The organism is Mucilaginibacter sp. (assembly GCF_039921305.1).
Classification (GTDB): domain Bacteria; phylum Bacteroidota; class Bacteroidia; order Sphingobacteriales; family Sphingobacteriaceae; genus Mucilaginibacter.
Map to the genome: position 1 here is coordinate 15316 of NZ_JBDSCA010000018.1, position 23141 is coordinate 38456.

General features: G+C 40.8%; 17 protein-coding genes. 6 read left to right on the forward strand and 11 right to left on the reverse strand.

Annotation, left to right across the window (positions count from 1 at the left end; genetic code table 11):
• Both ABIN91_RS04425 and ABIN91_RS04430 read left to right on the forward strand, forming a co-directional pair.
• Entirely contained in the window at window positions 1-648 is a 648-nt protein-coding gene (locus ABIN91_RS04425; RefSeq protein ID WP_348048886.1) for a hypothetical protein, read from the forward strand.
• A 96-nt stretch (window positions 649-744) separates the two neighbouring features.
• Complete coding sequence (locus ABIN91_RS04430; protein WP_348048888.1) at window positions 745-2616, forward strand: sulfatase-like hydrolase/transferase; 1872 nt, start codon at window positions 745-747, stop codon at window positions 2614-2616.
• Here ABIN91_RS04430 and ABIN91_RS04435 read toward each other — a convergent pair.
• From ABIN91_RS04435 to ABIN91_RS04450, 4 genes are read right to left on the reverse strand one after another with little or no spacing between them, the layout of a single operon-like run.
• Complete coding sequence (locus ABIN91_RS04435; RefSeq protein ID WP_348048890.1) at window positions 2613-3227, reverse strand: hypothetical protein; 615 nt, start codon at window positions 3225-3227, stop codon at window positions 2613-2615. The two genes, ABIN91_RS04430 and ABIN91_RS04435, sit on opposite strands and share 4 nt — an antisense overlap.
• A 14-nt stretch (window positions 3228-3241) precedes the next feature.
• A complete protein-coding gene (gene bioA / locus ABIN91_RS04440; protein ID WP_348048892.1) occupies window positions 3242-4507 on the reverse strand; it encodes an adenosylmethionine--8-amino-7-oxononanoate transaminase in 1266 nt (421 codons plus the stop codon).
• The gene (locus tag ABIN91_RS04445; RefSeq protein WP_348048894.1) at window positions 4494-4943 is read right to left on the reverse strand and encodes an NUDIX domain-containing protein; all 450 of its coding nucleotides are present in this window, start codon (window positions 4941-4943) and stop codon (window positions 4494-4496) included. The genes bioA and ABIN91_RS04445 overlap by 14 nt, the downstream gene beginning before the upstream one ends.
• Window positions 4943-5917: a cation diffusion facilitator family transporter gene (locus tag ABIN91_RS04450; protein ID WP_348048896.1), complete on the reverse strand. Its 975-nt coding sequence runs from the start codon at window positions 5915-5917 to the stop codon at window positions 4943-4945. Before ABIN91_RS04450 ends, ABIN91_RS04445 begins: the two co-directional genes overlap by 1 nt.
• A gap of 188 nt (window positions 5918-6105) precedes the next feature.
• On the opposite strand from ABIN91_RS04450, the gene ABIN91_RS04455 reads away from it, so the two are divergent.
• The gene (locus tag ABIN91_RS04455; protein WP_348048898.1) at window positions 6106-7299 is read left to right on the forward strand and encodes a pyridoxal phosphate-dependent aminotransferase; all 1194 of its coding nucleotides are present in this window, start codon (window positions 6106-6108) and stop codon (window positions 7297-7299) included.
• A 54-nt stretch (window positions 7300-7353) separates the two neighbouring features.
• Here ABIN91_RS04455 and ABIN91_RS04460 read toward each other — a convergent pair whose 3' ends face one another.
• Window positions 7354-9768 (reverse strand): TonB dependent receptor, encoded by a 2415-nt coding sequence (locus ABIN91_RS04460; protein ID WP_348048900.1) that lies wholly within the window; start codon window positions 9766-9768, stop codon window positions 7354-7356.
• A gap of 372 nt (window positions 9769-10140) precedes the next feature.
• Between ABIN91_RS04460 and ABIN91_RS04465 the strand changes: the two genes are divergently transcribed.
• Window positions 10141-12762, forward strand: a complete 2622-nt coding sequence (locus tag ABIN91_RS04465; protein ID WP_348048902.1) for a glucosidase — start codon at window positions 10141-10143, stop codon at window positions 12760-12762.
• Here ABIN91_RS04465 and ABIN91_RS04470 read toward each other — a convergent pair.
• Window positions 12759-14051 (reverse strand): pitrilysin family protein, encoded by a 1293-nt coding sequence (locus tag ABIN91_RS04470; RefSeq protein ID WP_348048904.1) that lies wholly within the window; start codon window positions 14049-14051, stop codon window positions 12759-12761. The two genes, ABIN91_RS04465 and ABIN91_RS04470, sit on opposite strands and share 4 nt — an antisense overlap.
• A 6-nt stretch (window positions 14052-14057) precedes the next feature.
• Window positions 14058-15428 carry a pitrilysin family protein gene (locus tag ABIN91_RS04475; RefSeq protein WP_348048906.1) on the reverse strand — a complete coding sequence of 457 codons (1371 nt, stop codon included), beginning with the start codon at window positions 15426-15428 and terminating at the stop codon, window positions 14058-14060.
• A 281-nt stretch (window positions 15429-15709) separates the two neighbouring features.
• On the opposite strand from ABIN91_RS04475, the gene ABIN91_RS04480 reads away from it, so the two are divergent.
• Complete coding sequence (locus tag ABIN91_RS04480) at window positions 15710-17080, forward strand: hypothetical protein (protein ID WP_348048908.1); 1371 nt, start codon at window positions 15710-15712, stop codon at window positions 17078-17080.
• Window positions 17081-17113: 33 nt separating this feature from the next.
• Window positions 17114-17260, forward strand: coding sequence for a hypothetical protein (locus tag ABIN91_RS04485; RefSeq protein WP_348048910.1), 147 nt, complete (start codon window positions 17114-17116; stop codon window positions 17258-17260).
• 161 nt (window positions 17261-17421) lie between these two features.
• Here the strand turns inward: ABIN91_RS04485 and ABIN91_RS04490 are convergent, their stop codons facing one another.
• The 4 genes from ABIN91_RS04490 to ABIN91_RS04505 form a co-directional block, all read right to left on the reverse strand.
• Window positions 17422-18483, reverse strand: a complete 1062-nt coding sequence (locus ABIN91_RS04490) for a hypothetical protein (protein WP_348048912.1) — start codon at window positions 18481-18483, stop codon at window positions 17422-17424.
• A 39-nt stretch (window positions 18484-18522) separates the two neighbouring features.
• Window positions 18523-20136 (reverse strand): gliding motility protein RemB, encoded by a 1614-nt coding sequence (locus tag ABIN91_RS04495; protein ID WP_348048914.1) that lies wholly within the window; start codon window positions 20134-20136, stop codon window positions 18523-18525.
• Between the two features lie 20 nt (window positions 20137-20156).
• Window positions 20157-21788: a gliding motility protein RemB gene (locus ABIN91_RS04500; RefSeq protein ID WP_348048916.1), complete on the reverse strand. Its 1632-nt coding sequence runs from the start codon at window positions 21786-21788 to the stop codon at window positions 20157-20159.
• 158 nt (window positions 21789-21946) lie between these two features.
• On the reverse strand, window positions 21947-23089 hold the full coding sequence (locus ABIN91_RS04505; protein ID WP_348048918.1) for a putative sensor domain DACNV-containing protein: 1143 nt from the start codon (window positions 23087-23089) through the stop codon (window positions 21947-21949).
• Window positions 23090-23141: the final 52 nt, after the last annotated feature.

Here is a 23141-nt window from a genome sequence, read left to right on the forward strand (position 1 = left end):
ATGATCTCGATTAAAAAAGTTGCTTTGGGCCTGGCCTTATCTGCAACAGTTATTGGTGCAAAGGCGCAAAAAACCTATACCGAAGGTACCGCTACTTATGGCGTAGTTACCACTGCCGGCGCTGCTGATAGTAAAGTATTATTTAAAGGCGATACATCGGCCCTTAGTTTTCAGGGCGGCCCTGCTACTGTAACTATTACATCTACTTTAAAAGATGATTATGTTTCGGTATTGGTGGATATACCGGTTGCCGGCAAAAAATTAATTGCGGTTGCAAGCCCTGCCGATCTTGAAGAAATGGCCGACATGATACCAGTTTATGCTTTTACAGCAACCACAGAAACTAAAAAGATTGGTGATTACAATTGCACCAAATACATTGCCAAGGATACCAAAACAAGCAAAACTTACGACCTTTGGATAACCAAAGATGTTAACCTTGCTGCAAACTCATTTACCAAAACTTATAAAACAGTAGCCGGAACACCTGTTCAGTTCACTTATCTGCAACCGGGCCGTGGCGAACAATTGGTTACCTTAAAATCAATTAGCGATGCGAAAGTACCTGCCGGCGCGTTTAAGGCTCCTGCTGATGCTACCAATATTCCATGGTCGCAATTAATGGCCATGATGGGTGGAAAAAAATAAGTATTTACCATTTCAGCGTTGTTAAACACGTGTAAGTATTTTAACATGTTATTAAAGGTTTTTTAACATCGGCTTAATTTGATATTTTTGCGCCCGATGTTAAAAAACCTTTTTAGCCTGATCCGGTTCTACCTCTTCTGGCTGATCTTCTTCTTTATCGCCCGAGTTACTTTCGAACTCTACTTTTACAAAAAGCTCAAAATAGCCAGCGTAAAAGAGATCATTGAATCTTTTTTATATGCCATCAGGCTTGACCTCTCAACCGCGGCTTACATCGCTGTTATCCCATTGCTTGTTTCGTTAGTGGTTTGGTTTATCCCAGGCGGGAGATTAAAAGCTATTTGGTTAAGAATATATACCTGGACATGCCTGTTACTGGTTTCTTTTTTGACCATACTCGATCTTAATATTTTTACCGAGTGGGGCACCAAGGTAAATTACCGGGTAATTGATACCATTTTTACCCAATTCTCGGAATCGCTGGCCTCGAGCGGATCATCGCCAATAGCACTTTGTGTTACTATTGGTGTTGTTATGCTGGCTCTGGGTATATTCATAGGCGAAAAGGTTATTCAATACAAATATGTGCCACCAAAAGCACCGGTTTCTATTAAACTGGTTATGTCGGCTTTCTTGTTGTTACTTAACCTGTTTTTTATGCGTGGCGGTTTGCAGCCATCGCCTATCAATCAGAGTATGTCTTATTTCTCTAATAAGCATATCCTGAATCAATCTGCATTAAACACGGAGTGGAACTTATTTGATAATATTTTTGAGAACCTGAAGGCGGTACATAACCCTTATATTTATTTTGCTCCAAAGATTGCCGATAGCATATCGCGATCATTATATGCCGAAAAATCCGACACTACGTTACACATTCTGAATACAAAACGCCCTAACATCGTTATCATTCAGTTGGAAAGCTTTACCGCGGATGTGATAGAATCATTAGGTGGCGATAAGGGCGTGTGCCCCAACTTTGAGAATTTTATTAAGGGCGGTGTTTTGTGCGATAGCATTTACTCAACCGGCGACCGTACAGATAAAGGAATCGTAGCCATTTTAAGTGCTTTTCCGGCACAAGCCATACGCACCATCATAACCGATAATACCAAGCAAGAAAAGCTTCCGGGCTTGCCTACAGCGCTTAAAAACGCGGGCTATCACACCTCATACTTTTATGGTGGCGAGGTTGAATACATGAATTTCAAATCGTATATGTTAACGCACGATATTGAGCACATTACAAGTGAAGCTAATTTTGAACGCCGTCAGATAGAATCAAAATGGGGCGTGAATGATGGACCTTTATTGGATGCACATATTCCGTATTTGAATAATGAAGATAAGCCGTTTTTCTCACTGGTAGAAACATTGACCAACCACGAGCCGTTCGATCTGCCGGGTAAGCACCATTTTCCGGGTGATAGCGTGAGCAACCAATTCAGAAGCACAGCTTATTATACGGATTCCGTTTTGAACAGCTATTTTAAGCAAGCCGAAAAACAGACATGGTATAAAAATACGCTGTTTATTTTAGTTGCTGATCATGGGCATCGCCTGCCGCGCAATGTTAACGAAGCCTTTATGCCATCTAAATACCACATCCCTTTGCTATTTATGGGTGGTGCCATAAAAAAGGAATATCGCGGTACACGCATCCATAAAATTGGCGGCCAAACGGACATAGCGGCTACCATATTGGGACAACTTAATTTACCTTATGATCAGTTCAAATGGTCTAAAGATCTATTAAACCCCGGCAGCAAATCCTTCGCATTTTTTGATTGGGATAATGGCTTTGGGTTTATTACGCCAGAGCAATCTATATCGTTTGATAATATTGGCAGGGAAGTGATATTCACCAAATATCCACATGCCAGCAAAGCAGTTAACGATAAAAACCTTACGTATGGTAAGGCTTATTTACAGCAGGTTTTTACGGAGTATATGGGTAAGCGTTAAGCAGTAGCTACACCTATCTCTTTTTGCAAACCCGTTAGCCAGTTATTAAACAAAGCAGTTTCTATCACAACAGCTCTGTCGGCATGCAGTTGCCAATCGGGCGAGAAGTTTTTGAGTTGGTTGATCATTTCTTCCAGGTGGCCTTCTTCTTCTAAGATGATGGATTTAACGTTCACTTTACTGCCCGCGTTGTCTAAGGCTTCCTGGTAAACAGGGTAAAGCTCATCTGCCCGTACTTCAATGGCATAGGTAACCAACAGGTAGGCTGCAAAACGCAGTTCGATTCCCGACAGGTTCAATTCTTTTTTTAGATAACGGCAAACTTCAACATCTAATTGATTGAGGTAATATTTACTTTGAGCAGGAGCCAACAAAAACTGACGGGCATATGTTGGGCAAACACCCTCTCCTATTTTATCTATCTGTTTTTTTAGATAAAACGCGTGGCGATGCTCTTCGGCGGCATGTTTTAATATGATATATGTTACGTTAACCGTATCCTCGCTTGCTGATATTTTACGTGCGCCGGTGTTTTCCATCAGCGAAAGCGTGTTTAACCAGCGTGCATGCAAGTCAGGGTTTGCAACTATCTTATTCAGTAAATTATCCATAGATATCAATTCAATTAAAAGATTTCCAGCGCGGCTTCAATCTCGGTGTAAATATAGTCCAGTTGCTCGTTGCTAATGCAATATGGGGGTAAAATGTACAACACATTACCAAGTGGCCTTAGTATAATGCCTGCTTTTAAAAAGTGTTGATATAGCTTATCGCGAAGGTTACTGAAGTAGGATGTTTGTCCGCCGGTTTCCCATTCCATGGCAATGATGGTGCCTATTTGCCTTACTTCCTTTAATTTAGGATGATGACCAATTTTCAAAGCAAAGCGTGCGTGGCGTTCTTCAATTCGCTGGATATTCTCCATAGTTTCGGGCGAAAGAAACAGATCCATACTGGCCAAAGCTGCCGCGCAAGCGATAGGATTAGCTGTAAATGAATGGCCATGAAACAAGGTCTTAAGTTTATCATCCGATAAAAAGGCATCGTATATGGCTTGTGTGCAGGTGGTAACCCCCAAAGCCATTGTTCCGCCGGTTAAACCTTTAGAGAAGCACATGATATCGGGCTGCTGCTGCAAATGATCGCAAGCAAAGCGTTTGCCTGTACGGCCAAAGCCGGTTAATACTTCATCGGCAATGGTTAACACATTTTCTGCGCGGCAGTGTGCCATTAGTTGATCAAGGTACTCCGCTTCGTACATCAGCATACCACCCGAACCTTGTAAAAGAGGTTCAAATATAAAGCAAGCCAGATCAGTCTTGATACTCGATACTTGCGACTTGATACTTTCTATATTATTAGCATCCGGTAAGTCGATAAACTCAACCTCGAACAATAGTGATTCAAAAACATTGGTGAATGCACTGCGCCCGCTTACGGCCATAGCACCAAAGGTATCGCCATGATAGGCGTTCTTTAAAGCCAATACTTTTGTGCGTGGCATACCCTGATTATGCCAATATTGCAGGCACATTTTTATGGCAACTTCGATAGCAGTTGAGCCGTTATCGGAGTAGAATACTTTGCTTTGATTATTCGGTAAAATCGCTAATAACCTTTCGGCCAGTTCAACTGCCCCTTCGTGCGTAAAGCCCGCGAATATCACGTGCTCTAGTTTGAGCAGTTGTTCGGCAACTTTTTGTGCGATGTAGGGATGTGAATGCCCGTGGATGTTTACCCACCATGATGATACAGCATCAATATAAGCTTCGCCATTTTCATCAAACAGTACAACACCCTCTCCTTTTACTATTGGGATGGGCGGCGCGGCAGTTTGCATTTGAGTGTAGGGGTGCCATATTACTTTAAGGTCGCGCTCAACTAAATTCATATCCTTTATTTAATAATTCAACCACATGCTTATCTATCGGGAAGGTAACATCATCAGGCTTAAGCTCGTTTAATTTAACCCATCTAAAGGCTTGTAGAGGTTCAACATCGCCATCAAAATCAAATTGTTTTTGCTTGATGATGAGATTGATTGGCGATATATTTTTAACGATATAATAAATGCTGATCAATTGGCCGTCAAAAAAAAGAGCTTTAACGAAATAGTCGGTGGTGTAATAATGTTTGATCACTTCTATCTCCATATCGCACTCTTCCATAAACTCGCGTTTAAGGCCATCTATTAAACCCTCGCCATACTCCAAGCCACCACCGGGAAATTTTGAGAACATTGTGCTGTATTCCTTTTCATCGCTGATAAGTACTTCATCCCGATCGTTGATCAGCAAACCATAAACACGTACGTTAAAAGAGCTCATTATTCAAAGTGTTTTTTGTTACGGGTTACGTTATCCATGGTCCATTCAATATCCCTGTTTTTAGGTTCGGAGCGGATGGGGCAATTGGGCATTCTACAATAATTACAGCACTCGGGTAAACAAGGGTCGGTATGGATAAACAGTTCCGTTTTTATACTTACTTGCTGGTTTATCAGCTTATCAACCGATGAAACTTCGAGGTGAACTTTATTAAGATCGAAATAGTTTGGCAGCGTCATGTGGCAATCAATGTGCAGTTCGTTACCATATTTTTGGGCGCGCAGGTTATGTACATCTATCCAATCCTCTTTGCGTTTGGCGTTTAATACGGCTATTACATGCTCAACAATTTTAAAGTCGGCCTCATCCATTAAACCGCCAATGGCTTTGCGGGTAAGTTTATAGCCAGTGTAAATAATGTAACCTGCTACTACAATGGATAGGATATTATCCAGCATCACTATTTTGGTAAAATAGATAAGCGTTAAGCCTATTACCAAACCCGCGCTGGTAACCATATCGGTTAGTAGATGGCGCCCGTCGGCATCTAAGGTCATGGAGCGTAGGCTTTCTCCCTTTTTAATCATAAACCAACCCAGCAAGCCATTTACAACCCCGGTTATCCCGATGATGGTTGCTCCCAGCAAAATAGCATGGATCTCGTTCGGATGAAAAAAACCGTAGGCTGATTTAATGATGATGGCTATTCCCGCTATCAATATCAAAATCCCCTCAACAAAAACAGAAAAGAATTCCACCTTGCCATGCCCGTAAGGGTGGTTAATATCTTTAGGTTGCTCCGAAAGATAGATACTAAAAAACGCGAAACCGCTGGCAATTACATTAACTATACTTTCGGCAGCATCGGTTAAAATAAAGTTGGATTGCGTTAAAAAGTACGCGGCAAACTTAGCCACCATCAGCACTGCGCCGGTGATCAATGAAATCAGAATAATCTTTCGCTGCTCGTGCAAGTTGTTTTATTTTATCGCAATCTATATTAAAATCCCTTCTATAAATTTCATAAAAGTGCATAATAACAGTTTGCTATTGGTTATCAAGGCTGCAAAAATCGGCTTTTTTAATTAAAATTAACAATAAATTGCGTAGCCATCGGCAAACTAATTTTCTATATTTGCCCGCAACAACAACAAAATCAACGATGAACGTATTAAGCGACAGGATCAAAAATCTATCCGAATCTGCAACAATTAAAATGGCAAAGCTGGGCCGCGAACTTTCAGCTAAAGGGGTTGATGTGATCAGCCTGAGTTTTGGTGAGCCGGATTTTCATACCCCGGAATACATTAAGGATGCTGCGAAGCAAGCTATGGACCAAAACTTTACTTACTACACACCAGTAGCAGGTTACCCTGAATTGCGTAAAGCCATTGCTGCCAAGTTGAAGAACGAGAATGGATTAGATTATGATTTTAGCCAGATAGTTGTTTCTACAGGAGCAAAACAGGCTATTGCCAACGCTTTAATGTGTTTGGTTAACCCTGGCGAAGAGGTAATTATCCCTACACCATACTGGGTATCATACAGCGAAGTTGTTAAATTAACCGAAGGTGTAAGCGTTTTTATAGACAGCACCGTTGAGCAAAACTTTAAAATTACACCCGCGCAATTAGAAGCTGCTATCACCCCTAAAACCAAATTATTCATGTTTTCATCGCCTTGTAACCCTACAGGTAGTGTTTACAGCAAAGAAGAACTGGCTGGTTTGGTTGAGGTATTTGAGCGTTACCCGCAGATTTACATTTTATCTGACGAGATCTATGAGCACATCAATTTTGTTGAGGCTCATGAATCGATAGCGCAGTTTGAATCGGTTAAAGACCGTGTTGTGATCATCAACGGTTTCTCAAAATCATACGCTATGACGGGCTGGCGCATAGGCTATTCAGCATCAAGCAAAGAAACTGCTGCTGCATTTGATAAGTTGCAAGGTCAAATTACCTCTGGTACCTGCTCTATTACGCAACGTGCCGGTGTTGCCGCTTACGAAGGTGGTTTAGCCAGTGTACACGAAATGCGCGAAGCTTTCCGCAAACGCCGTGGTATTGTTTACGATCTGTTATCTAAGATTCCGGGCGTACAAACTAACTTACCTGATGGCGCCTTTTACTTTTTCCCTAACGTAACATCGTTTTTTGGCAAAAGCTATAATGGCAAAGTAATTAATGATGCTGATGAGTTGAGTATCTTTCTTTTAGAAGAAGCTCACGTTGCTACCGTTGGTGGCGATTCATTTGGCGATCCAAAATCTATTCGTATATCATACGCCGCATCTGAAGAGAAACTGATAGAAGCCATAAAACGTATTGCTGCCGCTCTGGCTAAACTGAACTAACAAGCAGGTCAATATTTATGAAACAGGATATATGCGAAAGTGTATATCCTGTTTTTAATTTGTGCTATTACCTACACGCCCCTGCTCTTCATCAGCACCTGTGCTTTTACGGGCGGCTTTAATAGTTTGACTGCCAAATATGTATGTAAAGCTTAACTGTACTGATCTGAAAATATTTACTTGTGTACCGCTGATATTGAGGTTTTGATAATGCGAAGTATAAACATTTTTATCTGATTGGAATATATTATCTACCTGTAACTGAATAGCTCCTTTGTTTTTGAGCACGCTTTTACTGATGGCACCAAAAGCAAAAAAGTTTGATTTATATCTAAAAATCCCATAAGTAGTTGGCGTTTCGTATTGTGCTGTAATATCAGCCTTCATGCTCAAGGGCAATTTAAAATGTTGAGCCACCTTTAAAGTAATATCGGTACTACCATTATCTAATGTACCATTCGTTGCGGTAAAACGCTGGTATAACATATCAAGATTAAAATCGGCCGCATACCATTTTGTAAAGGTTATGGGTGCAATAAATACCAAATCGTAATTATACCTGTTGCCCAGGTTAATTTTCTTTAAAGTGGTGATCTGGGTTTGATCGTTCTGCATGTACACGGTTTGCGTAAAACCATTAATTACGGTAAAACTGGCCGATGTACTGAACCTATCCTTATAAACATGATCTATTGCGATAGTATTGGAGTAATTCGGTTTCAAATAACGATTGCCAATCTGGTAGGTATATTGATCGTTATAAAGTAAAAACGGGTTTAACTCTTCATATTTAGGCCTGTTTATGCTCCGGCGATAACTCATTTTTAACTGGTTATCATTATTTACAATATAGTTGTATTGCACATTTGGAAAAAAATCAATATAGTTATTGTGCACGTTTTCAACCTGCGATGGGGTTAAACCATCGGATATGGTTTGCTCAACTCTTAAACCTAATTCAAGATTTGATTTTTTACTGAATATATGGTTATAATCGATGTAACCAGCGTACAGCATTTCGGTATATTTAAACCTGCCGGTAAATAATGGCAACGAATTGTAAACTCCATTGGTCACCAAGCCAAAATCAGAGAAGTTATCGGCTTTAGCGTAGCTATCTTTAAACCCTACTACTAAATTATTGGTTGGGTTTAAATTAACATGATAGCTTGCATTAAAAACATACACATCATAATTTAAAGGCGAATTGTTTTCTAAGATGAGGTTACGATAAGGTGTAATATTATTACTGTAGAAATAGCTGCTTTGAAATTCTTCGGCATAACTGCGGTTATAATTAATATAATCCGCATCCACGGTTATATCACCACATTTACCTAAATCACCCCGATAGTTTAAATTATAGGTAATATTAGTTTGCCAGCGTTTTAAAACAGAATTGGTTAGTATAGTTGAATCGGTACTATTAAGGCTATTTATAGTAGAAATTGTATTTTTTGGCCCGTTCAAATCCATAAACATCCCACTTAACAAAAAGCCAATAACGTGTTGAGGGTTAATATTATAATCAGCGCCAACCCTGAAATTATTATTAACTCTTCGCTGATTAATAACCCAATCATCGCTTATTACGTCAACAACACCGTTATAGTTATTTACCCGGCTTAACGCTGATGACTTGAAATATGCTGAGTTACTGTATGAGTAATTCCCAAAAACATTAAGCTTTTTGGTACGATAATTAAAGTTTATGCCTGCATTGCCTTTTTCGCCATCATTATAATTGCTTATGCCCGACATGATTATCCCCCCACCCGCATTAATCTGCGCGTTAAAACCCAGGTTTTTATCACGCATCAATTTTATATTGATCACTCCACCGGCACCTGAAGCATCATAAGTTGAGTTAGGATTATTAATGATCTCGATCTTATCGATCATGCTGCTTTGAGTGCCGCGCAACAAATCGGCTAAAGCTGTTCCTGATAAATAGGTAGGTTTGTTATCCAACAATATCAATACATCTGCCTTGCCATTCAACGAAATATCATCGCTATTACTAATTTGTACTCCCGGCGACATTCTTAATATATCTAAAGCAGTACTGCCAGATGCAAAAACGCTGTTATGAATATTAAGTGTAGTTTTCCCTGGTTTAACATCTACAAAGTTTTTATTTTCAACAACAGCAATTTCAGCTAAATCAACATTACTCTTTTTTAATTGAATGGTAACAATATTAAAAATGCTACTACTTAAAAAGTTAACCAATGTTAGTTTGGAGTTATAGCCAGTGCAAGAAACTTTAACTAAATACTTGCCAGGAGCTATGCCAACAAATTTAAAAAGACCAGTTTGGTTGGTAATGGCAAGTTTTATTACAGTTGAGTCGGTAGCTTTTAATAAAACTACCGAAGCATAGGCAATAGGCTGGTTACCTATATTTTTTACATAGCCTTGCATGTCGGCGTTTTTATTTTGTGCCAAAGCCGCAAAAACGCATAACATATTAAGCGCACATATAAACATGTACGCTCTTCGGAGCATTAATATATTGTCAGTTAAAATAGTGTTTAAAGTAAATTTTTAATCAATAATCCAGATCTAAAATCTATGACAAGTTTAATATTAAATTTCAATACTTACACTAAAAAAGTGCTTTTATTTTAATTGTAATAAGTTAATTAATAATCTATTACTTAAGTATTAAATAACAAGACCTATATAAATCTACTAAATCGTTTTATATACAATTACTTAGTTAACATTTATTGCGGCTAAATGAGACTAACTTTTAACAATTTGATAATTAATAATTCACTTACTTTATGATTTTAAAAGAATCCGGTAAATGGAATAATTTTTATTGCGCATTAATTTATGACAGGTAGTAAAAACGCTGAACAGGCAAGATTAGACGAAAACGCATTAAAACCCGTACCCTTAGAACATTGGGGCCCTTATGTGAGTGAACGCCAATGGGCCACCGTTCGTGAAGATTACAGCCATAATGGCGATGCATGGGGACATTTTACGCACGATCAGGCTCGTAGCCGAGCCTATCGCTGGGGAGAGGATGGCCTTGCCGGGATATCAGACTATTTCCAACGTCTATGCTTTGCCGTGGCTTTGTGGAACGGTAAGGACCCTATCTTAAAAGAACGCCTGTTTGGTTTACCCAACGGACAAGGCAATCATGGCGAAGACGTAAAAGAGTTATATTACTATCTGGATAATGTGCCATCGCATTATTACATGAAGTACCTGTACAAGTACCCGCAGGCCGGATACCCTTATGATGAACTGGTGAGCGTAAACATGAACCGCTCAAAACAGGAGCCCGAGTACGAGATACTTGATACTAATGTTTTTGATAATGACCGATATTTTGATGTTTACATCACTTACGCCAAGCACAATAGCGAAGATATACAGATATGTATTGAGATAATTAACCGCGGCGCCCTTACCGCGGATATTACCGTATTGCCAACGCTTTGGTTTTTTAATTATTGGCAAACCGATAAGACCAAACCTAAACCAAGCATAACACGGCTTGATGATAACAGCGTTAAGGCCAGCCACTACATTATAGGCGACTATTATTTTTATTATCAGGACAGTAACCGATCGTTATTTACTGAGAATGAAACCAATAAATCACGCATTTATAGGCAGCCTAATGAAAGTGTGTTTATTAAAGATGCGTTTCACGAAGCCATAATTGATGGTGACAATATTGACGAGTTGGAAGCCAAAAACGAAGGCACCAAGTTTGCTCCTGTTTACAAATACACCATACGGCCAAAACAGAGCAAAAAAATATTTATGCGGCTTAGCAAAGAGCCACTAAAAAATGCAATAGACGCTCAGTTTGAAGATCTGTTCGCATTGCGTAAACAAGAGGCTGACGATTTTTATAATAACCTGCTCCCTAAAAACGCCACGTCCGAGTTTGCCAATATACAGCGCCAGGCATTTGCGGGTTTGCTATGGAACAAGCAATATTATCATTATGATACCCGCGAGTGGCACCGCACCAGCAAAAACTCCGATCCATCGTTACAAACAAGACCCAATGGCCGTAATGGTAACTGGAAATATCTGAACAACCAGGATGTAATATCAATGCCTGATAAGTGGGAATATCCCTGGTATGCCGCCTGGGATTTGGCTTTTCATTGTGTGCCGTTGGCGATGATAGACCCGGTGTTTGCCAAAAACCAGCTTATATTAATTATGCGTGAGTGGTATATGAACCCCGAAGGGCAGGTACCCGCCTACGAATGGAACTTTAGTGATGTTAACCCGCCCATACAGGCTTGGGCCGCATTACAGGTATATCGCATCGAGAAAGAGAAAAAAGGCGTGGGCGATGTCCGCTTTTTAAAGCGTGTTTTTCAGAAACTGATCATCAATTTTACTTGGTGGGCCAATCGTAAAGATGTTAACGGCAATAACATATTTGCCGGGGGCTTTTTAGGCTTGGATAATATTGGTGTTTTTGACCGAAGCAGCCCTATTAAAGATGCCGTTTTAGAACAGGTTGATGGCACAAGTTGGATGGGAACCTTTGCCCTCAACATGATGGATATAGCTTTGGAGATAGCTGTACATGATGATGCTTTTGAAGATATGGCGCTCAAATTTTACGAGCACTTTGTACTCATAGCCGAAGCCCTTAATGAGCTTGGCCTTTGGAACGATGAGGATAAGTTTTTTTATGATACCCTGCGCATGGATCAGGGTACGCCTTACCATTTAAAAGTACGCTCATTGGTGGGTCTCACTTCTATGTTCGCAGTATCTGTAGTTGACTATGATAAACTGGCCAAATTACCTGATTTTAGCAAACGTGCAGCCTGGCTAAATAAATACCGGACTACAAATAAACTATTTTTGCCTATACACGATGATGGTAAAGAAAAAATACTATTATCTCTGGTTCCATTTGAACGTTTGGTTAACTTATTGGAAAGGATTTGTGATGAGGATGAATTTTTGGCTAAAGGCGGCATCCGGGCTTTATCAAAATTCCATGAGAACAATCCTTACTCGGCTAACATTGATGGGCATGACCACTCGATACACTATGAGCCCGGTGACTCAACTACCGACTTATTTGGTGGTAACTCCAACTGGCGCGGACCGATATGGATGCCAATGAATTTTATCCTGATCAATTCCATTAAAAAATATCATGAGTTTTATGGCGATGAAAAGAAATTCAATTTCCCAACAGAAAAAGGTATTAAAAAACTCACGCTTGGCGAAATAGCTAACGCGCTAAGCCGCCGCCTGATATCAACCTTTGAGGCAGATAAAACTGGTGCACGCCCTTTGCACAGTAAACAGCACCAGGCATTTTATCAAAAGCCAGAGAATGCCGATCTGATATTATACTACGAATATTTCCACGGGGATGACAGCAACGGTCTCGGTGCAAGCCACCAAACCGGCTGGAGCGCGCTGATAGCTAATTTAATTAATGATGTTTATTAAAACTTCGGCACTACAAAACCTTCAATAGCGCTTACATTGCCAACGTAGTTCCATCGCATGCCAATGATGTAACGATTAATTACATAGTTCATTTGCTCAACGGTAACCATATTTACCAATTGCGGTAAATCATCAGCATAATGCCAGTTGCCTAAAATTTCGGCAAGGCCAAGGCTGTTGGTTATTTGCGATGCGCTTTGACCGTTAATGTAATTACCAATGATGTAACTATTTTTAATATGTTGCAGCCACTCTTCCTGGTAACCCGTACGCTGGATACTTTTTAGTGTATTCATCATGATCATCATAACCCGTTGAGGGTCGTTGGTGCTGGCATCCATCACCGTGTATGGCATCTTGTTTAAATAGGTCATAGCGCTGGGATCAGATGAAAGCCCTTGCGATGAGCGTATATGGGAATATAAATTACCACTCAGCCCCGCGATCGCCAGTCTGTAAGGCATAAAATCATGACTACTAAAGTCGGGAGCATTCATAATAGCGCCTACATAGTTTATTTTAAGATCGCGCCTATCCACCATTAACTTGTTATCATTAAAATCGGGCGTAATTAACTCGGGGGTAGTATAAGGCTCCGATTTAATATGATCAAACGATTTCAAAATACGCTCATACAATTCTTGTTTGGTTAGGTTGCCAACCACTACAATAAACATGCGTTGCTTATTGAGTAAACCCTGATAATAGTTTTTTAAATCGTCGGCAGTAAAAGCATTAACTGTTTCTTCGGTGCCACCAGGGTCGGTTTTATAAGGGGTTGTTGCAAAGGCATTCCGCATCTCGAGCTTGGTAAGCCTATTTTCGGGGTTAGTATCGTATCTACGAATAGTTGCTATCGCTTTGGTTTTTAACAAGCTAACATCAGCGGCATTAAAAGTTGGACTAAATAGCGCCTGTGTAAACAAATCCCAACTTTTATTAAAATATTTTGAGATACAGTTAACCTGGATGTAGCCATAATCATAGCTTGAATTCCCGTACATTAACACACCATATTTTTCGCAGGTATCCCTAAACGCATTGGCGCTATATTTTTGCGTGCCGCATTGAGTAGTAGCCTCAAGGGCCAAATCTTCTATTCCAGCCTTATCGCTGCTGTAATTGGTTACCCCGCCCCTAAAATACACGCGGATATTGATCACATTTTTTTGCGTTGGTTTAAATATTACTTTAATGCCGCCAACATCAAAAGACGTGGTTTCGCTTTGGGCCTGTATGCTTGTTAATACTGCAAATAAAACTATCGTTGTTAATAAGATCTTTTTCATTTGCTTTTAGTTTGATTTAAAAAAAGAAGGCGCATTAATTTCTGCTGATAATTCGGGACTGATCAATAACCCTGCACAATAGGGTTTGCTTTTGATGTACTTTTGTACAAACGCTTTCATATCAGCCTGTGATACTTTTTTAAGATTATTACTATATCCCCAGAAATAATCAAACGATACCGACGACCACCAGAACGAGAGTGAATGCACATAATCGGTAGTAATATCTTCGGTTCTGGTTTGTTTGATATCAAGGGTAAGTTTTGCTGTTTCTATCTGGTTCGCACTCAAATAATCATCACCATCCATCAGGTTAATCTGTTTTTTAATTTCCGCCACGCACTCCTTAATTTTTAACGGATTGGGTATCACCATTAAGGTTATTGGCCCGGTATATTTTAGGGTAGGATAACTGATACGTATTGACGAAGCCAGTCCCGATTGTACAAGCGCCTTATTAAGTTTAGATGAATTGAGGTTGATCAGATAGGTAAATACATCGGCCGCATAGGTTGATGCGATATCGTTACGTGTAGCCGGACCATGCCAAACAAAGCCGAGTGTTGGCTCGGTGGTTAAGTTTGATTCAACAATAAAATAGTCCGTTTTGTCTAAGGGCTTAATCTGCGGAACAGGATATTCTACAATAGGGTCAAGCTCGGCCGGAACCCAATCGCCATACATTTTTTCGGCCTCGCTAAAAGCAAAATCATGTTCAATATCGCCTCCGATAATCAGGATGGCATTATTGGGATAGTAGTATTTATTTTTAACAGCCAATAACTGCTGCTGGGTTGCCGCGTTCATTACATCGGTATTACCCCTCCCATTTTTACGACTGTAAAAGCTTCCCCATAGGTGCCTGTCCATGGTTTCAAACAGCGCGTACGTAGCTACAGATTGTTTTCTTTTAGTTTCCACTTTTATTACTTCTTTTAGCTTTTCCAACTCTTCGGGGTCAAGCTTGGCATATCTAACAGCCGAGTTCATAAAGTTTAACCCCTTTACAAAATTGGCCTTTGGCAGGGTAAAATAACAGTTGGAATATTCGAGTGTAGTACCCGTATTTCTGAGCCCGATACCAAAATCTCCGGAATGATAATTAAGACTCTGTTCGCTTTCGTAATCTTTATTGCCCTTGAACAGCATTAATTGATACATTGCTGTTAAGCCGTTATTGGTTTCCGATTCGGTAAATGCACCGGCTTTAAAGTTCATTAAAAGCGTAACCAGCGGCACGCTATGATCTTCAACAACCATAACATCTAAACCATTAGGCAGTTTTTTTAGAAATACATTTTTAGGGATAATGTTTTGTGCATTACTAATGATAGTAAACAACATCAACGCTACAAACAAACTGTACTTTTTGATCATAAGGATAGGTTAACAGCCGTTAAAGTAGATAAAATATTTTGCATGAAGAAGATAAAATGTATGCTTATTTTTAGTTTAAACTTATCAAATTAAATATGTAAAAATACCCAATAGTAGGTATTTCAACTCCAACACTCTATCACGAGATTGGCGGATCGCAACCATTTGAAATTATCTATCATAAAAATTAAATTAACATCATTTCTTTAGCAAAAATCCGTTTATCTTATTTCCTGATTTTTTTTGTATAAGTTTGATTAACCATTATTTACCATTAAAAAATGAAGAGAACCCTACTCGGTTTAATCTGTTTGATTATGCCCCTAAGCCTGTTGGCACAACTGAACAGGGGGTATGGTCGGTTAGAAAAAGGTGAGTTTACCGAAGCCAAAGCCAACCTGCTAAAAAACCGCAATGGCAGCAAACCGGCCAGTAAAGATATTGTTGAAGCTTACTTTGGCTTGTTTAGCTATTACAGCACCGAAGCCAACCCCGAGAATAATCCCGATAAGGCATGGCTTTACCTGGATAGTACCAGCGCCAATTTTAAAGAAGATTTTAAGGTTAAGTACAAACCTTATGAAGGCGCTAAAATGAGCAAAGCACAAATAGACACGCTTAAAGCGCGTATGGAACTACGGGCTTACACCAAAGCAACTACAGTCAATACTGTTGCGGCATGGAAACAGTACATTGATTTTTATACCAAAAGCAATAATACCGCCCTATTAAAAAATGCAGAAAAGGCCCTGCATCAAAAAGCGTTTGACGATTACGCTAAGAAGAATGACCTTGCTGGATTAGAGAGCTTTGTAGCTGAGTATAAAACGGCCACTCAAGTTGATAGCGCATTAGTTTTGATAGACCGCTTACGCTGGAAAAACGCGCTAACTACCAATACCCGCGATGGCTACGTGGCCTTTATTAAAAACTTCCCCACCAATAAAAAAATGGCGGAGGCAGCGGATACCTTGAGTGCCATTGATTACCGTGCTATAGCACATGCCACTACTACGGGCGCGTTCAAAGCTTATTTGGCAACTTATCCGGATAGTAAATTTAAAAACGCGGCCTTATCACATATTTGTTTAATAGCTTACGATTCAGTAACTACGGCTAATAAAGAGAGTGGATATGCAGGTTTCGTAAGAGATTATTCCGGCTGCCCCCAGGTAGCCGTTGTGCGCGATAAACTGGACCGAATGGAATGCGAGCGTTGCCTTGCCGCACCTACCAAAGAATGCCTGAGCCTGGTAATGAAAAATTGCGGTAGCGATAATGCCATTGCCATGCGTGTTAACGCCGCCCTAATGGCCATGGTTGACCAGAACAGGGATAAAATTGATTGCGAAAAATGCCTGGCTAATCCCAATAAAAACTGCCTGATAGCGTTATATAAAAACTGCGGTAGTGATAGCAGCCTGGTTAAACGAGCCAACGATGTTTTTTTAGCTGTGATGAAAAAAGAGGCGGCGGCCGAGGCTCTAGCTACAACAAACCAGGCACCTGCTGCGGTTGTAACTGCTCCCGTAGTAACAATACCTGTATCAAAACCTAAAACAGATACTACAACGGTTAAACCGGAAATAAAGAAGGATGCACCCGAAGTAGCAAAAACAGAGAAATATCCTTTGGATAAACAAAAAGAATAATTTATAATTGTCCCCGCACTTATTGATTAAATCATGAAAAAGCAAAAGAACATTGTAACCACATTGATTATAGCGATATCTGTTTTTGCATCGCACTTGTTAATTGATATCTATAAAATTGGTATTAAAGATGGTAAAGCTACCCAAGTAGCGATGGCTAAGGCTCCGTTGAAAAAATAATAAGTTGCTTCGTACTATACGTCATTTCGAGCCTGCCTGTCGGCAGGCAGGGTACGAAGCAATCTGCTACTTATAGAGTCACCGTTTTCAAATCACTTGTCCTAAAGAGATTGCTTCGTACCTCAGCAATGACGCGGTGGAGATTATTCCTAATCCATCTTCTACAACAAATTATCCGATTTAAATCGTTTCAAAACTTTCCTGCCCAGATCATAAGTTAAACGGAAAGCTTGCTGGCTATCGCCGAGGAAACCGGGAGAGGAGTGGAAAGTGATAATGAACTGCCCTTTGATATGTTTGAACATAAAGGGTGAGTAAATTACATCTAAGCGGTTATAGAATGTTTTTTCGTAAAAAGAATCGCCGTAGTTGATATGGCTGCCACCACCTAAGTATAATTCTTCGAACAAAGCGAATTTGTGGTAGCTGATAAATGCGCTGGCTACAAAGCCTTTGGGTATTTTAAAGCCGTCGATGCCTCGTGTGCGCTCGAGCGAGAGCATTCCACCTACGTCAACCTTTAATGAATCAAACACAGTGCGGTGACTGTAATCTAAACCAACTCGTATTTGCGCGCCGCCGTTATCAGAAATACCTGGTTGTGGGGCTGTACCGGCGTTGCCTGCATCGTGCAGCAGTAAAAAATAATGTGATAAGTAGAATGGGCTACCTGGTTTTGGGATGTATGTACCGCAAATACCGAACAAAAATTGCTCGCGCTCTACTTCGGTTTGGCGGCTTACCCAATCTATCCAAAGGGTTTCGTAACCGTATTTGGTGTGCAGGCTGGTGGCTATACCTTCTATATTAGGGCGGTAATAACGTAAAGTATCATTCAGCAAGGCGCGGGGGTATTGAGTTAGTACACCTTCGCGTGGAAACTCCCCTATTTTAAACGTCCATTTATTGCTTTCGTATTGATAATAAGCTACGGGGTCTACCTTTAAAAAGTGCGGCATAGCGCCAAACTCATGGATGGCGTTGGCACCAAAAACAAAACGGTTCAGGCTATCCAGATGAATGCCAAAATCGAGCGTGGTACGTGTGCCCGAATAGGTGCGTGAGCGTGGTACAAAGGCCGAATATTCGCGGTTATCTAAAAAAGCAAGTGCGTTGAAATGCACATCAAGGCTCCCTTGTAAAGTATCCTGCTCTGTTTGGGCGAACAGACGTGTACTAAATAATAGCGCGGCAAAAATAAGGCAGGTAAATTTATTAATCATATTGAAGGCAAGAATACAAAAAACGAGCTAAAAAACGGATTAAAAATCGGTGTAAATATTACGGAACGAACTACGGAGCCCGAAAGTTATCATGCCGGTTTTGTTATTGAATACAGTATTTTTTTCGTCGCGGAAGATGCCGCCCAACTCTATGCGTAAATTATATTTTGGATTAAGGAGGTATGATATACGACCTTCTGCATAATAAAAATCGGTACGCAAGCCTTGTCCGGTAAAGTTACCTATAGCGTTTGGCGCGGTTTGGTAGGATAGGAATATGTTTTTGCCATAGTTTAAGCTATTGATATCTAAACCATAATAAGCATAGTTTAACTGGCCCTGCAAATCAAATCTGCCGATAGAGTAATTCAAGATACCTAACCACTCGCGAAAGTTGGCTCCCATGGGGTGTGCAAGTGGTTCATCATATTGCGAATAATTGCCTATGGCACGGGTTTCGCTATAAGTATATGGTTTGGCGGTGTTGTACTCAAACAGGTAATTGAAAGTTTTGATCTTAAACAGATCGGCGCCACGCAAACCTATTTGCCAGCCATATTTGTTACGTGCGCTACCGGTGCTTGAGAAGAAATCTTTAGCCTGGAACTCACCTAAGGCGAATTGACCATATAGTAAGGTTTTATCAAGCACTTTGTATTTACCTGTAAAACCAATGGTGGCCTTATCGGGAGAGCCATTGGAGGCTTCAAGCGGCCTGAGGAATATGAATGGATTAATGTAAGTAGCATCAAAACCACGTTTGTGGCCCTGATCATCCGCATCGGCCGATATGATGGCATCAAAGAAACCCAGCGATACCCGGTTGCTCACGTTCCAGTCTACATAATGAAAATAGCCCCATTTAGCACGGTTATCGCTGCTGCCCGGTACTTTGGGTACGGCCGGATCTTCCAATCTGGCATACATAGCCGTGTATTTTACCTGCCCTAATGTAAAGGTTAATTTAGCGAATGGGTATGGAGAGGCGTAATCAGACAAGAGCATTGATCTGTAACCATCTCCAATAAAAGTTTTATCCTGACCGATGGTAAAGTTGACGTATTTGATAGGCGTGTACGACAGGTTGAAGGTATAATACGACCAATCGGTAATGCTATTGCCTCGGTCCGTTATCCGGGTTTGGCCCGATACTACGCCTGTACTATTGGTATAATTAGTTAAGTAATCGGCAAATACGGCGTTGCTGTTGTAACCCGCTCCATAGAAAGAGAATTTAGTGCCGATGGTACCGCCTATTTGATACCCCAGCGTTGTTAACCATGTTTTTTTGCTACTGGCAAAATCGCGGCCTATCATATCGTCCGGCAATATATCGCCGTAAAGGGTATAATTTGGTTTCTGAATATCGATGAGATGTTCAGCATAAATTTTGCGGTATAGCCAGCTTTTGTTTTGGGTGTTGATGCCTAAATTCATCAATGAATCGTAGGTAGGCTTGAGCAGGCTATCAATTATGGTTGGTTTGATAGAAGTATGAAACCGCGTGTTAATGGAGTACAACTCTGCATTAAACTTTTGGTAAAATTGGTACGAATACGGCTGGTAAGTTGACTGTGCTTTTGTTGTTGCCGCAATAAGCAATAGCAGTCCAATTAGCAATAAATTATATTTTTTAGTAGAAATTAATTTCATGTTTTGATAGTTAAGCATGGTTAAAAATCATGATATAAGTTTCTGAACGTGGTTTTTAAACCCAGAGTAAGCCATGCGGTTTTGGTATCTGTAAGAGCATTGGTTTCTTGCCTTAAAACTGCGCCTACCTCTACCCGTAAATTGTATTTGGGGTTTAGCATGTAAGCTACTGTGCCTTCGGCATATTTTAGGGTTGTTGATATACCCTGGCCCGTGCCTGTGTTCGATGTTGGTAACAACGTGTTATCGGCAAGAGTGATATCTTTACCATAATTTACCGTTGTAGTATTCAAACCGTATTTGGCATAGTTGAGCTGGCCTTGTAAGTCAAATTTACCGATAGAATAGTTTACGATACCCAATACCTCTTTAAAATTTGCACCGAACGGATGTGCCAATGGCTCGTTCAATTGGGCATAGTTTACGATGGGATATTGGTTAGAATAAGTGTATGGCGAAGCAGTATTAAACTCGACCAGGTAATTGAGGCTGTTCACTTTGAACAGATCAGAACCACGGAAGCCTAACTGAAATGCGTTACGGGGACCGGTATTGCTTGACGCGGACTGATCAAACATCGCTTGTCCGTACACCGTAGTTTTATCAAGTACCTTGTATTTACCGTTGAACCCGAATAAGGTATGATCGGGAATGCCACCCGGCCCTAAAGACCTTGAGAAGAAAACCGGATTGATATAGTTTACATCAAAACCATGGCGGTTGCCCTGATCGTCGGCCTCGGCGGCAATTAATGCGTTGAAGAAGCCGATAGATGCACGGTTGTTGATGTTCCAATCAATATAATGGAAGACAGCCCAGGTGCGGCGGTAATTTGAGCCGCTTGGGTTAACATCAAAGCGTGGCGCCAGTTGGTTATCCATATAGGCCCATTGTGCCATGTATTGTACATGTTTGCCTAAATCAATACTGAAACGGAGTAAAGGATAGGTTGAGGCATAATCGGATAAAAGTACCGAGCGGTAACCATCGCCAATAAAAGTTTTATCCTGGCCTAAAGCGATGCTGATCTTGTTCGTGGGCGCGAAACCTATCATGGCCGTTACGTACGACCAATCACGAGTGTTTTTGAGCTGGCTATTACCATTACTCGTTCTATCATAAGATTGCGACGGAACCATGCCCGTACGGGTAATATAATCTTCAATGTAGTTTGCAAACTTGCCCTGATTTTCGTAGCCGCTGGTATAGAAAAAGAACTTGGTGCCGATGGTACCGCCTATCTGGTAACCGCGGGTATTGATATTGGTGCTGCGGCTATCGTTAAACTCGCGGCCAAAACCAAAATCGCTAAGATAATCCATGTAGAAGGTGTATTCTTTGTTTTTAACTTCGACAACGTGCCCGCTGAACAGTACGTGATTGAGCCAACTTTTATTGGAGTTATCGATATTGTTCTGCATCAGCGAGTCAAAAGGATGACGGATGGCGCTTGAATCGGAAATAAAATAAGGCTTTAACGCGGTATGCAATGTTGTTGCCGGCGAATAAACGGTTTTATTTAGTTTTTGATAAAACTGGTAGCTGTAAGGTTGGTAAACCAGTTGTGCAAAGCCGGAACCGGATGTGAACAGCAAAAGTAAAAGGCTGAGATAAAAGATCCTCTTTTTTTCGACCGGGTAAATATATTTCATGCAGCAGTGTTAATGTTAGAACGCGTATGTAAAGCGGAACAACAATGGCCCGATTTTGTTGTAAAAGTACAGTTAGATTTTGAATTTCGGATGTTCGATTTCGGATTTACTGTTCATTGCATTTATAGAGTATGGTCTTACCACTACTCTTAGACTATTTACAATAACAGCGTATCAATCCTATACCCCTGAACCATGTTGTGATGCGGCGACCAGGTGAATACCGTGAACTGCCCATCCTGCGATGCTACCAATGCTATAGCATCATGCTGATCATGAACAAATTGCGATGCCGACAAATGCCTTGTTCCGCCATTTTGCGCGGGGTGTGTGAATATCGCTTCGCCGCCTACAATGGGTTCTATCAGGCAAACTTGTTTAATACGGGTACTGCCTTCGCGCATCACAATCTTGCTGCCAAAAGTGAGCAGCTTATGTTTGGCTGTTATTACAGTTGCACCGTCAACAGCGGTTAGGCCACCAATATTATCTACTTCACGGCTTAGGGCGCTTTTCCAAAACATATCGCTTTGTTCGCTGCCATCAGTGGCTATCAAATCAGACAGGCTGCTGAAAGCTGGTTTTATCTCGTACTTCATAGGGTGGATGATGGATTGCCTCCAGTTATCCGAATCATCGGGAACAACCAACAGCGAACCACCATGCCCATGGGCGCGCATAGATACTGCCAGTTGGATGAGTACGTTGACCGAATCGTTCCATGATGATGGTGTGGTATAACCTAACAGTGCGGTTACTATAGCCGGGCAATCGGTTAGGGTGGCGCTTTTTTCGTCAATCACTCTCACATCGTCGCCTTTTAAAACGGCAACGTTGGTATATTTGCCTAAACCAAATATGCGGCGATGCTTGATCACCAACAAGGCCGGTTCGGATACATCCAAAACAAAACAAAAATTGGGGATGGTTATGGTGGTACCCCATATCACTAATTCGCCATCTTTTATCCAAACACCCAGGTGTACGCCGGCACGCTCAACACCCGGGGCAATTTTGGTTAATGTGTTAGGGTCGTAAGGTAATTCATGATCAAATATCAAAGCCTTTTCGGCTTGCTGTGGTGATAAAAACGCGATAGATATACGCGGTGAATGCCCTTCTTCTTTACGCAGGCTTGCCCAAAATGCAACATCAATTATCTGCTCAATTACGCCGCTATGCGGGGCGGTTGCCAATTTTAATTCGCCTTGGGCAGCGGCTTTAGCTATGTGATGTGCAAAATGATTCCGTACTGTTTCGGCAACTTTTATGGCTGCCTGGTAGGTTGATTGGTAAAGCATAGTCAAAGTTAAACTATTAGTTTATGTGGTTATACATTGCTTTGCTTGTTTT